Below are 13,197 nucleotides of genomic sequence, written 5' to 3'. Positions count from 1 at the left end.
AGAGTATTGGAAGAGACCAGAACAGAGATCATGGTAGGCTGAACATCGACATCAGACGTAGTCGAAGCGGGACATGAACATCAAAGCCCCGCTTCATACCATGCATTGCATTAAAATTCGGAGAAGACGATTCGTGGCGCCTTATTACGTCCGTGCTCAACCTCCTCGAAAGCTTCATTTACCTGATCCAGCTTTCGCGTCTCAAAGAGCACTCGCGTCTTGCCCGCGGCATGTAACGCAAATGTTTCTGCCAGGTCGGCGCGGGTTCCAACAATCGAACCCATGACATGAATACCGTTGAGCACTGTCTCGAAGATTGGCAACTGAATCATGTTATCAGCCGGAAGCCCAACGAAAACCAGTCGCCCGCCACGTCGCAATGATCGATAAGCCTGCTCAAAAGCCTTCGGTGAAACAGCTAAACAGATGGCTGCATCAGCACCGCCCCACTTCTTCAATTCTTCAATGGGGTCCTGGGTGCTGGCATTGATGGTAATATCGGCACCAAGTTCGCGTGCTGTCTGTAATCGCTCATCCAGGAGATCAATAGCCGCTACCGTGGCCCCGGCGATTCTGGCATACTGCAATGCCAGATGACCTAATCCACCAACACCAAAGATAGCTACCAGCTCCGAGGGACGAGCTCCGGAGACCTTAACAGCTTTGTACGTGGTAACGCCAGCACAGGTTAACGGTGCGGCGTCAAGGGCAGAAACCCCAGCCGGAACAATACCCACATACTTCGCATACGCTTTTGCATACTGAGCATGCGCCCCATCAAGGAAATAGCCAGTATTCAGTTGACGCTCACAAAGCGTCTCCCATCCAGAAGCACAATATTTACACTCGCCACAGGCGTACCCCAGCCAGGGGATTGCAACACGATCACCTTCCTTTACGTTAGTTACCCCTGCACCGACGCTTTCAACAATGCCTATTCCTTCGTGCCCCGGAATGAATGGGAGTTTTGGTTTTACCGGCCAATCACCATGCGCTGCGTGTATATCTGTATGACAGAGTCCCGATGCCTCGATCTTGACTACAATCTCACCAAAACCCGGCTCCGGCTTGGGAACTTCCTCGATGCGCAATGGTTGATGGAAGTCGTGAACCACAGCGGCTTTCATTGTTTTCATTGGTCTTCCTCCTCTCGTGAACCTGAGTTATCCTTATTGCTATCCAGTATTCCCAAATGGCAACTTATGTCATTGTTTTAAGCAAAAACTTATTGACCATCAATAGAAAAACAAGGAAATATCAATACTTCAAATGTTGCAATTCTTCGTTAACATAATGACAAACAAGAATGGCAAAGCCAAACTTCTGCAATAGCAATATCTATATTTATGTTTACAGGGAAGATACTGATGTGACGTAGTACAATGCATGACGGAATATAGCATACACTCAACAATATGTCAATAATCTATATAGCCAATCCCCAAAAAAGCGACATTTCTGTCATATCTTTTCAGGTTACGCCAGAAACTGGTCATTAAGATGGAACAAAGAGGCATATCATATATTTGCAAAAGGCGGTGTAGCGGCGAAGGTATTTCGTATCACCCAAGTGATTGCTACAAAGCACTGCAACGGTGAATGGGTCGCACGATGGCACTAAAACTGGTGGCGTGACAGACATGATACCCTTGCGGAGTAAAGATAGCGAGTGCGGAAGCATAGCCTCCGCACTATAGCGATATGATGTATACAGTACTGCGTTGAAGGGGTTTCAGCAGCAGTGTGATGGACTCAGCAATCTGGAGATAATGCCGGGTTATGGGTATTGCGCAGGCCGCACGAGCGATGGAAGTGCCATCAGGTAACTGTGTGCGCTCAAACGCCGCTCCCACCAATCAGCTCATCAATCCGCTCCAGCACATAGGTTGGCTGATACGGCGAACGCTCCAGATCGGCGCGCTGACTATCACCGGTCAAGACCAGAGCGGTATCCATGCCGGCGGTCACCCCCATGGCAATGTCGGTCATCAGACGGTCGCCGACGATGATACAGCGCTCAGGAGGCAGGCCGATCAGATTGGTAACAGTACGGGCCATAATCGGTGACGGCTTCCCGACAATCACCTCACAGCGGGTATCGGTGCAGGCTTCGATAGCGGCAATGATTGCAGCAGCATCCGGCTCGCCGCCACCGGGCACCGGGCAGAACCGGTCGGGATTGGTCGCCACCAACCGTGCACCCGCCCGAATCGCATCAAAGGCGATTTGTAGCTTGCGATAGGTGAAAGTTCGATCAAACGAAGCAACCACAAAGGCAATCTCACCCGGTTTTTCACTCAGGGGAAAACCGGCTGCCTCCAGTTCACCGATGAGCGGTGCTTCGCCAACGACGAACAATGACGCACCGGGCGCATTGGCCAGCAGCCATTCGACCATAACTGCGGAACTGTTCACAATCTCGTGCTCATCGGCAGCAATGCCCAGGCGCTGCAACCGCTCGGCATACTGACGACGTGTCTTCGTCGGATTGTTCGAGAGAAATGTGACCCGACGCCCCTCACGGCGTAGCGTGTGCAAGAGTTCAGCAGCACCGGGCAAGAGAATGTCACCCAGATAGATTGTACCATCAAGATCGAAAATATAACCGTCATAACGTGGAATTGTTTGCATGCCAGCTCCAGTATCTTGTTCACCACGTGCCATACCGCTAGAGATGGTATCACACAAATAGCAGACGTGCGATACATTTAAAGCGTCGCACGTCTGCCATCGAACTCATCTGGTGTTCGGAAACCCTACAGACCAAAGACATTAAGCATGTAGCGGAGATTTTCCAGGCTTACCGGCTTTGCCAGAAAGAGGTTAGCGCCTGCATTTAACGCATACGGCTCAACAATGGGATCAGCAGAGATCATCACAATCGGCATAGTATACCCTTCCTGGCGCAAGGTGAAGGTTAGATCGATGCCGTCCATCTTTGGCATATGGTAATCAGTGATGATCAGGTCGTACCATTGACGACGCGCCAGTTTCAAGCCATCGGCACCATGATTCGCCGTATCAACCTTCACACCACGTCGCAATGCTTTCATTGCGTTTTGCAAGAAAGAGCGCACATTGGCTTCGTCTTCTACAATGAGGATGCGCATAGTATCTCTCGTTCACTTTGTGTCTTACGTCACTATACAAAACGTGATAGATCGCCAAATTTCCGCGTTCATCATTCGGTTCATCTTTTTGTAATAAGCTCTCCCACGCCGACCTGTGTTAAGATCAGTTACGGGCATACGGTGAAGGAGGTTCATATGCAGCAACGGCAACGGCTCGGTGTGGTCACCGGCGGTTCGCTTCAAGAGGGTTTAACGGTACGACTCGATGCCGGTACGTCGGTTGAAGATATGCGCGTTGGTAAGTTCGTGGTCGTGAAGGGCCAGCGCTTCACATTTTTCTCGATGGTGACCGATGTCCGGCTTGGGGCAACCACACCAAAGGTGATGATCGATCCACCGCCAGCCGACGAGTTTTTTGCCAGTGTGCTCAGCGGTACCACGACCTATGGCGAACTTCGGCTCGATCTTCGCCTGATGCTGCCTCTCGACGGAGACGCTGATTTATTGCCGGTTAAAACAGTGCCACCTCATTTCGCCCCACTCTACGAGGCCAGCGAAGCTGACTTCACGCAGGTGTTTGGCCAGGAAGAGGGGAGCCGGTTTATGATCGGAACGCCGCTCGATATGGCGGTGCCGGTATGTATCGACCTGAATCGCCTGGTCGAGCGCTCGAACGGCGTCTTTGGGAAGAGTGGTACCGGCAAGAGCTTTCTGACCCGCCTGCTGGTGTGCGGCGTGATTCTGAGCGACGTGGCCTCTAATCTGATCTTCGATATGCACAATGAATATGGATGGACGGCCCGCTCAGAAGGGAGTCATTTTGTTAAGGGGTTGCGTCAGCTCTTCGGAAGCCGCGTCCTGGTGTACAGTCTGGCCGATAGCGCGTTCAATCACGGGCAGATCGATGGCGAGATTGTGATCGGCTACAATCAGATCGAACCGGAAGATGTGCTGTTGTTGAGCGAAGAGCTGAATCTCAATCCCACTGCTGCCGAGACAGCCGAATTACTGGTTGACGAGTACCGCGCTCAATGGCTGGCGGCGTTGTGGGAGATGGATCAGGAAGCCTTGAAGGCATTTGCCGAACAGAAGAGCGCCAGTCTGGCCTCGCTACAAGCCCTCAAGCGCAAGACCTTGCAATTGAAACGTCTCGGCTTTGTTCGGGATCAGGCGGATCTATCGCCCGTCGATCATCTCATTAATGCGCTGATGGCCGGACGGCACGTAGTGTTGAGTTTTGGTCGTTACGATGATCCATTAGCCTACATGCTGGTTGCCAACATCCTCACCCGGCGCATCCACCAGCGCTGGCGCGAACAAACCGAACGCTATCTTCAGACTAAAAATGAAGCAGATCGCCCGCGCCCGCTCATGATCACTATCGAAGAAGCGCACAAATTCCTTAACCCACGCCTGGCGCGACAAACCATCTTCGGTACGATTGCCCGCGAAATGCGCAAGTATAGCGTCACCCTGCTGGTCGTTGATCAGCGGCCCTCTTCTATCGACAGCGAGGTACTCAGCCAGCTCGGTACGCGCATCACCGCTCTCCTGAGTGATGAACACGATATAGACGCCGTATTCACCGGTGTCGGCGGTAGCGCCCGGCTCCGCGCTGTGCTGGCCAACCTCGACACCCGCCAGCAGGCACTTGTGCTTGGCCACGCAGTACCCATGCCGGTCGTGGTGCAAACCCGTGCCTACGATGAACAGTTTTACCGCTATATCGAGCAACGCACCCGGCGTGCAGTTGATCTGGTACAGGCCCAGCAAGAGGTGGATGAGCTATTTCCAGATTGATACCAATGGAGGGGTTATGCGACTCACCTCCACCCCGGCCTCACTCCCGCAGTGCGGGAGCGGGGAGAACGGCGAGCTGCACTGGGACGTTCTGATGCGATAAACGGTGGGTTCGTTCGTATATTTTGTCTGTTCCTCCCCCCAGCGAGGCTATGCATTACCCACATGTCACGCTGCGTTAGGCCGGGCTGCACGCGCTCCCCGTGGCGCGGACTTCCAGCCCGCGTGGAGAGGCATCCTCTCCATCGCCAGCAGGCGCTGACCCCGCTGACAGGCTTCCAGCCTGCCCCACGGTCTGACACACTGGCTACCGCCGCCACCACTGCGACCATCCGCTGCCCGTTCGTGACGTGAGAGCCACGTGACAGCGATGCAACGCGATAGTGCCCAGGATCGCGCACAATGAGATAGGCGCTGCTCATGAGCGAAGAAGGTGACAACCTGGGTATGGGTAAGGCATAGCGCTGCGCGGGAGCGGGGAGCGTAGCGGCTGCGATCACATCTGAACAACCATCCATTGCACGCGGTGCAAGACATGCCCATCGACCGCATCCCGTGGATAGTCAGGTGAACGGTACAGATACCGTCCGTAGGGGCGGGTTGAGAACCCGCCCCTACGGAACCCGCCCCTATGCACCACCGGTACGAGCACGCTGTGGGGCAGGCTGCCGGCCTGCGTTCAGCCATCCCCCTCATCAGAGTCACGTACCGGCACGAGAGTCCGCTACAATCCGCGCCGGATCGTGAGCACGGCTGGCGCGGCAGCATGGCTGCCGCACTCCACACCGCGCGACACGCGCATAACGAGCGGGTACGGCAATTCATCCAGCACATGCTGACACGGCTGGAGCGGCGCACTGCCACCGAGCCAGTCGCCCACAACAGCACTTATGGCGATCATCCCCGCTGATACGCACGTGGTTGGCACCAGTTGTGGGTAATGCATAGCCTGCAACGGGAGCGGAGCGGAGGCTGGGGGGATGAGGTAAGCCCCCACGCCACCAATGCTTGCCGCGACGTTCCATGCTCTGCGGGGTGCCACCACCAGTGCAGGGAGCCGGGCGGTACCTGCGGCGATGTTCAGGCAGGCACAGCCGCTAAGGCACTCCCCAGCCCAAACGGAGGACCTACCATCCGGCGAGCACGTGCACAACTGGCGCGTGCGGGAATGGTACCGGTACCTGCGCACCGGAGGCGCGCACTCCCAGCTCGCGGCGAAGGAAGGGGAGCACGCCACTCCCCACTCTCCCGATGAGAGCAGAGCGGAGGAATGCTATAATAGATTCGGCCCCGCACAATAAATGAAGAGGAGCAATGTATGCCCCACACTGAGCCAAACCCTGCGCTGATTAGCGCCATTGAAGAGGTGCAACAGCGCGTGCTCTGGCTGTCAACGCTGATGATCCATCACGCTAACCATGTGCGTCCCAATCTGGATGGGGTAAAGGTGGGTGGTCATCAGGCTTCTTCTGCGTCAATGGTGACGATATTAACCACGTTGTATTTGTGTTATCTGCGACCTGGTGACCGGGTCTCGATTAAGCCACACGCTTCACCAGCCTATCATGCGCTCCAGTACTTGCTCGGTCGGCTCGATGCCCGCTATCTCACGCAACTGCGGGCATTTGGCGGTTTGCAGGCTTATCCGTCACGCACCAAAGACCCTGATGCGCCCGATTTCTCAACCGGATCGGTTGGTCTGGGGGCAGTAGCCCCGGCCTTCGCCGCGCTCAGTGCTCACTACATTGAAGCCCACTTCGGCAAACCGGCGACCCAACGCTTCATCGCGCTGGTCGGTGATGCTGAACTCGATGAAGGGAACGTTTGGGAGGCGGTGATCGATCCGGCGCTCGATCAGCTCGACAATCTGCTCTGGATCGTTGACCTTAACCGTCAGAGTCTGGATCGGGTAGTGCCTGGTATTCGCGCTGCCCATCTCAAGCGATTGTTTGCCGAGAGCGGCTGGCGGGTGTTGGAAGCCAAATATGGTCGGCGACTTCAAGCGCTCTTTGCCCAACCGGACGGCGAGGCGCTACGTGCGCGCATTGACGAGATGAGTAACGAGGAGTATCAGGCTCTCATTCGACTCAATGGTCGCGATCTACGTCCACGACTGATCAATAACGATGAGCGATTGGCCCGTCTGTTGGCACAGGTGCCTGACGATGAGTTACCGGCAACCCTGGCCAACCTGGGTGGTCACGATGTAAGCGAACTCCTGGCGACGCTGGCCGCAGCCGATGCCGAACCGCGCCGACCAACCATCATTTTTGCCTATACGATCAAAGGGTGGGGTTTACCGATTGCCGGCAATCCGCTCAACCACTCGATGCTCCTTAGCCCAGAGCAGATCGAAGCCCTGCGCGAACAGTTTGCCATTCCACCCGGCCACGAATGGGATCGGCTGCCGGAGGATTCGCCGGGCGGGAAATTGTGCGCGGAAGCGGCCAAACGACTCTACGGTGTGGCGACGCCCCCGCTTTCGCCACCAGCCATCCCATTACCCGATGAGATTACCGTCCCGACCAGCGGTACAGTCAGCACCCAGGACACATTCGGACGCTTTATGGTGCGACTTGCCGACATCGCCGGCCTGCGCGAACGCATCGTCACCGCATCACCTGATGTTTCGGTGTCTACCAACCTGGCCGGCTGGATCAACAAGACCGGTGTGTTTGCCCGGCGCGAAGAACCAGACTTTGAAACCGAAGCCTACCGTATGTTGCGCTGGCGACGCTGGCCGGGTGGGCAGCATATCGAGTTGGGCATCTCGGAGATGAATCTCTTTATGCTGCTGGGCATGTTCGGTATCGCCGGCGATCTCATTGGGGAGCCGCTGATTCCGATTGGTACGGTGTACGACCCGTTTGTCTGTCGCGGGCTTGATGCCTTCATTTACGGCCTGTATTCAGGTGCACGCTTTATTGTTGTCGGCACACCGAGTGGCATTACGCTCTCACCTGAAGGTGGCGCCCATCAGTCATCGGTCACCGCTTCGTTGGGGATGGAACTACCGCAACTGGCGAGTTTTGAACCCTGTTTTGCGCTTGAGACAGCCTGGCTGCTGCACGAAGCCCTGCGCCTGTGTCTCGATCCGAACGGCTCAGCCAGCTACCTGCGCCTCTCGACCCGGCCAATCGACCAGAGTTTATTGCAACCCGCGCTTGATCGGTTCGGTACCGCTGAACTACGTCGGCAGGTTCTGCGTGGTGGCTACCGGCTGATCGACCGTACAGACTATCGCGATCAGGCGCGATCCCCACTCGTACATATTGTGACCAGTGGTGTGCTGGTTCCCGAAGCGGTGAGCGCAGCCCATTATTTGCAGCGGGAAGGGGTTGCCGTCAACGTCATCAACCTGACCAGTGCCCGCCGGGTTTACGAACACTGGCGGCATGGCGACGATTTGAGCTGGCTCTTCCTGCCAGACGAACGTAAAGCACCTATCGTCACGGTGCATGACGCTGCGTCGCACGCGCTGGCATGGCTCGGATCGGTCTTCGGCGTGCCCTTGCGAGCGCACGGAGTTGATCGTTTTGGTCAATCGGGAAGCCGCGATGATCTCTATCGAGCCTTCCATCTCGATTCGATGTCGATTGTCGAGAGTGCGTTTGAGCTGGTAGATGAAGTGTATAGCGGCTGATGCGGGGGTTAGGTCACGACCTGAATACGCTCACCAGATGCGGGAGTATGGCTTCTACACTGAGCGCTTGCGGCCTGTATGGGCAGGATCGCCGGTTTTTCGACAAACTACCGGTTACACCACCGCATACGGTAGGCGAAGACAATGCCTTCGCCTACCCATTCATACCGGCCACAACGTGTTCCTGACGTCACAGCGATTTATGCAGGAGCAACGTCGCAATCAGCGTTTGGGCAAATCGCAGCGTTGGATGGGTAGCGTTGAGCGAGTCACCCGTTACCTGACCACTGCGCGGTAAACGCGCACGCAATGCCTCACTCAGGCGATCCAGGGCGGGATCGGATGTGGCGGTGACCAGCACAGCCGGCAGTCCATCCTCATCAGCCGCAAGCTGCTGTATCTGCACCGCCGATGATCCGGTTTCCTGCCCAACATCTGCCATCTCGAACGTCAATGCCCGGCGGCGCAACAGCAGGTGCAGGTCAATGCCGGTTTCCCCCGGCACAAAACGCACAACGACATCGGCCAATGGACGCTGCACGACGATGTACTGCTGAATGTCACGTTCACGTGCCGGCCATGCGGCCTGCACCTCAGCCAACGTATACCCACGCTGAAGAACATCTCGCTCTTCCCGCCAGCGACGGTATAGTGCAGGATGCGGATCAAAATAGACAGTCAAATCGAATAATTCAACCTGCACCGGTGGGGTAAGCGTGAGCGCACCATAGGCAATAACCAGGCCGGTCGGTGCAACGCGTTCACTTCCCCGTGGCGCACCAATCGTATGGTCGTAGACCGGCTTCTCGATAGTTCGACCGGCCCGCAGCGCAACCAGATCAGCCGCCATGCGATCCAAATCTATCGCCGCCGGATCGGCGTCGGTCATACCGCGCACGGCACGCTCAGCCCGACTGTAGCGCAGGTAGTCATCAAGATTGACCGGTGTGACGCCATGGGCACCGAGCAGACGCACAATCCCCTGGGTCAGGGTTGTCTTCCCGGAGCCGCTGGCGCCAACCAGCCCAAGCATAAGCGGATGTTCTCGCATAGCGTAAACTCAGGAACTCATGCGCGATTTCCAATCGGCCAGAAATTGCTCGATGCCGCGGTCGGTTAACGGATGGCGCATCGCCTGTTGCAAGACCTTAAACGGGCAGGTCGCAATATCGGCACCGGCCAGCGCCGCCTCGACAATATGCCGCGGATGGCGGATCGAGGCGGCCAGGATTTTGGTGGTAATTTCACGATCCTGGCGATAAATACCGGCAATCTCCCGAATCAACGCCATTCCATCAACACCAGTATCATCGACGCGGCCAACGAACGGGCTGATGATAAACGCACCGGCCCGCGCCGCCAGTAACGCCTGCACCGAATTGAAACAGAGCGTCACATTGCAGCGAATGCCGTGTTTAGCCAGTTGGCTCACCGCCCGCAACCCTTCGGTTGTACTCGGTACCTTGATGATCACATTCGGATGCCACGAGGCGTACTCCAGCCCCTCGCGCACCATTCCCTCGGCATCGAGCGAGATGGTCTCGGCACTGATCGGCCCATCAACCAGCTCGGCAATTTCGGTGATGATCGCCTTAAAATCAGCTCCTTTTTCACGAGCAATGAGGGTCGGGTTCGTCGTCACCCCGCTAAGAATGCCCCAACTGGCTGCTTCACGAATCTCGGCCAGATTTGCCGTATCGAGATAGATTTGCATTAGTCTCCTCCGTTATTTTGGCGCCATCCGAATCGCGCCATCGAGCCGAATAACTTCTCCGTTCAACATCGGATTTTCAATGATATGTTGGGCCAATGCTGCGTACTCGGCAGGTCGCCCCAGTCGCGGTGGAAACGGCACCTGGGCACCAAGCGACTCACGGGCAGCCGCCGGCAGACTCGCCATCATGGCCGTATCAAAAATACCCGGCGCGATTGTCATCACCCGAATCCCAAAGCGGGCCAGCTCCCGCGCTGCCGGTAGTGCCATCCCAACCACCCCCGCCTTTGAAGCAGCGTAGGCTACCTGCCCGATCTGCCCATCGAAGGCCGCAATCGACGCCGTATTGATGATAACACCACGCTCGCCCTCATCGTTCGGCTGATTCTGACTCATCGCCTGGGCAGCGTACAGCATCATTTGAAAGGTACCAATCAAATTGACCTCGATCACCCGCTTGAAACGCGCCGGATCATGCACGCCTTCCCGACCAAGCATCCGCTCGGCCAGCACGATCCCGGCGCAACATACCAGAACGTGCAGCCCCTGCTGCGCAGCCGCGGCGCTGACAGCCGCAGCACACTGCGCCGGATCGGTGACATCGGTGCGCACAAATTGCCCCCCGATCCGCTCCGCCAGTTCCGTACCGGCAGCTTCGTTCAAATCAGCAATCGTTACTCGTGCGCCGGCCCCGGCCAATCGCTCAGCCGTCGCTGCGCCCAGACCGGATGCACCACCGGTAACGAGGACACTCAACCCTTGCAGTTGCATGATGCGCTCCTTTGCTCAACGGGCAACTGCCCACTCAAAATGCATACCATCACTGGCTCCCCTGCCATCGTAGTTCCAGTGACCACCCCAGAAGAAACCGAGGGCATTGGCAATGGGTACCAGTTCACGCACCGAACCGCGATCACCAACCAGCGCCGCCGGCTTGTAAAAGCCGTTCCACTGCGCATTAATATCAAACGCCGTCCCGTAAGCGTGATTACTCAACGTCGTCGGATTGCTGCGGATCGTCCGTGGCCACCAGGCCCCGTCAAATGTTAGCACCAAATGGAGCAGACCGGCATCTTCCCATGCCTGCCACAACCGCCGTAACTGGTCGGCAGCGACCCGATGAAACTTAATCCGCCCACCGTTGGTATTCCGAAAACGCTCCAATTGCGGAATATGCACCTCGATAATGTGACGGGCAACCCAATCATTTGTGATCGTAATATCATCACCACTCCGCCGTACCCACTCAATCTTCCCCAGCACCTGCTCACGCTGATTGTTCCGGTCGGTCAGGATGTTGAAATCAGGTTTGGGTGGCCAGTTGGGATCGCGACGCGGCTCACCCGCCCGTACCACCTCCGGGGCATTGCGCACATCAACGGCAGGTGATGGTGACGGTGATGGCGATGGCGCCGGTGCCGGTGCAGGTTGCGGTGCCGGCGTCGGTTGTACCGGTTGCGCAACCGGTTTGGGCTGCCAGTTCTGCACCTCAGCCGGACGCGGCAGTTCGCTCATACGGCGAATGACCCCATCACTGCCCCGGTACAACGTATCATACGCAAAGACCTGCACATCATAGACCTGCCCGTTAATCGTCTCACGCATGACCCCGCTCAACGGCGTGCCCAACTTCAATTCGATAGCCCGCTGATGAAACGGATCGGTAGGCAGATACGGAATCCCGGCCACCTTACAGGTCTCGGCCCAGATGAGAGCGTACTGCGGACTGGCCGGATCGGTCAGGCTGAGAAAGAAACAACCGGACTGCTGACTCATCGGGGTATAGAGCGTATCACCGGCAAAGACCTGCACTGCAAAGGCGCGGTCGGCAGTCACATAATTGCCACTGAGTGCCGGGCCAAGGCGGGCCTGCAGAGCGACAAAATGAAATTTCCAATCGGCCCGAAACTCCGTCTTCCCTTCGAGTGGTGCGCGAGCGGCACTGGCTTTGAGCGCACTACGATAACTTGCCTCAATCAACGCTCGGCTCACACCGGCAGTCGGAATCGCCCCAATGTCGGGGCCGAGCAGATCGGACAAACGCTGAACAGCGGCGTACTGCGTGCCTTCATTAAAGATCGTATCGCGGGCAAAGACCTGAAAATTGTACGTCTTGCCATCGACAGCCACCGGTGGCGGCTCGTTAGGTGCCAGCGGTGCACCCAGATCAACCTTCCCCCAATACAGCGAAAAGGCTTGATTAAGGCGCAACTGCGCTCCCCGTTGCCGCCAGGTAATCGTAGCCAGACCCAGCCAAAGCTCCTGCTCTGGCGACCGCACGCCACTCCCCAGCACGAACGCCGTATCGAGGGCAGGCTCTACCGGCGGGGCAGGCGGAATATACGGCTGCAACCGCACCTGACCATTGGCCGCTGACACCAGCATCCCGACATCGGCCAGTGACAGATGATGTTGGGCAACCAGCGCCGGGAGCCAGCCTGCCAGAACTGTCGCCTGCGCCTCACTGAGATCGGTGACCGAAGGCGCTTCGAGGCAGAGAATCAACGCACTACGATCAAGATTACGCCAGCGCTGACGCCAGATCGCCCGCCCGGCCCCCCAACCGGCACGTCCGGCTGTCAACAATTGATAGCGCGTGCCATCGCGAGCCAGGTAAAAATGGGGCAACAACGTCGTATCTGCCCGCTGGTAAGCAGCCAACGCGACGGCAAACGGTCGCTCATCGGCAACGACAACCACCTGTGAGACAGCACTACCCAATCGACTCTTTCCGGCGCGATCCGGTCTTCCAACCGAGACAATCTCTCCATCGGCATCGCTCATAGCTTACTCCGTCACAAGTGGCGAACGCTCAAGGCTCATCGTAGCACAGGGCGGCAGAGAAGGCAATTCAGATTTCAAGTTTTATCAGCAAGACTGATCAGGATGGGTAAAACCGGCATGACACCAGCGCCGACACCCCCGGCGCTCTAGCCAGGCCCGTCCTCAACCCGCCCGTCCACCCGCGA

The 13,197-nt window shown here is 57.0% G+C and carries 10 protein-coding genes; 3 read left to right on the top strand and 7 right to left on the bottom strand.

Going from position 1 to position 13,197, the window contains the following annotated elements; translation table 11 throughout:
- Positions 1-110: 110 nt before the first annotated feature.
- The 3 genes from adhP to CAUR_RS14745 all read right to left on the bottom strand — a co-directional run bounded on the left by adhP (position 111) and on the right by CAUR_RS14745 (position 3,110).
- The gene (adhP, locus tag CAUR_RS14755; protein WP_012258663.1) at positions 111-1,136 is read right to left on the bottom strand and encodes an alcohol dehydrogenase AdhP; all 1,026 of its coding nucleotides are present in this window, start codon (positions 1,134-1,136) and stop codon (positions 111-113) included.
- A gap of 700 nt (positions 1,137-1,836) precedes the next feature.
- Positions 1,837-2,631 carry an HAD-IIA family hydrolase gene (locus CAUR_RS14750; protein ID WP_012258662.1) on the bottom strand — a complete coding sequence of 265 codons (795 nt, stop codon included), beginning with the start codon at positions 2,629-2,631 and terminating at the stop codon, positions 1,837-1,839.
- A 125-nt stretch (positions 2,632-2,756) separates the two neighbouring features.
- Entirely contained in the window at positions 2,757-3,110 is a 354-nt protein-coding gene (locus CAUR_RS14745; protein WP_012258661.1) for a response regulator, read from the bottom strand.
- A 156-nt stretch (positions 3,111-3,266) separates the two neighbouring features.
- Between CAUR_RS14745 and CAUR_RS14740 the strand changes: the two genes are divergently transcribed.
- From CAUR_RS14740 to CAUR_RS14730, 3 genes are all read left to right on the top strand, one after another.
- Complete coding sequence (locus CAUR_RS14740) at positions 3,267-4,871, top strand: helicase HerA domain-containing protein (RefSeq protein ID WP_012258660.1); 1,605 nt, start codon at positions 3,267-3,269, stop codon at positions 4,869-4,871.
- Positions 4,872-5,502: 631 nt separating this feature from the next.
- Positions 5,503-5,781: a hypothetical protein gene (locus CAUR_RS14735; RefSeq protein WP_044233670.1), complete on the top strand. Its 279-nt coding sequence runs from the start codon at positions 5,503-5,505 to the stop codon at positions 5,779-5,781.
- A gap of 408 nt (positions 5,782-6,189) precedes the next feature.
- The gene (locus tag CAUR_RS14730; RefSeq protein ID WP_012258659.1) at positions 6,190-8,514 is read left to right on the top strand and encodes a transketolase-like TK C-terminal-containing protein; all 2,325 of its coding nucleotides are present in this window, start codon (positions 6,190-6,192) and stop codon (positions 8,512-8,514) included.
- A 190-nt stretch (positions 8,515-8,704) separates the two neighbouring features.
- On the opposite strand, the gene CAUR_RS14725 is transcribed toward CAUR_RS14730, so the two are convergent.
- The 4 genes from CAUR_RS14725 to CAUR_RS14710 are packed head-to-tail and all read right to left on the bottom strand — an operon-like array spanning position 8,705 to position 13,012.
- Positions 8,705-9,565 (bottom strand): nucleoside/nucleotide kinase family protein, encoded by an 861-nt coding sequence (locus CAUR_RS14725; RefSeq protein ID WP_012258658.1) that lies wholly within the window; start codon positions 9,563-9,565, stop codon positions 8,705-8,707.
- A gap of 9 nt (positions 9,566-9,574) precedes the next feature.
- Complete coding sequence (gene fsa / locus CAUR_RS14720; protein ID WP_012258657.1) at positions 9,575-10,228, bottom strand: fructose-6-phosphate aldolase; 654 nt, start codon at positions 10,226-10,228, stop codon at positions 9,575-9,577.
- A 12-nt stretch (positions 10,229-10,240) separates the two neighbouring features.
- Positions 10,241-10,999 (bottom strand): SDR family NAD(P)-dependent oxidoreductase, encoded by a 759-nt coding sequence (locus CAUR_RS14715; protein ID WP_012258656.1) that lies wholly within the window; start codon positions 10,997-10,999, stop codon positions 10,241-10,243.
- Positions 11,000-11,014: 15 nt separating this feature from the next.
- On the bottom strand, positions 11,015-13,012 hold the full coding sequence (locus CAUR_RS14710; protein WP_012258655.1) for a M15 family metallopeptidase: 1,998 nt from the start codon (positions 13,010-13,012) through the stop codon (positions 11,015-11,017).
- Positions 13,013-13,197 lie beyond the last annotated feature (185 nt).

Origin of the sequence: Chloroflexus aurantiacus J-10-fl (assembly GCF_000018865.1) — a bacterium.
GTDB lineage: Bacteria > Chloroflexota > Chloroflexia > Chloroflexales > Chloroflexaceae > Chloroflexus > Chloroflexus aurantiacus.
Note: the sequence above shows the minus strand (reverse complement) of the source record. Positions and strands in the feature narration are given on the sequence as shown.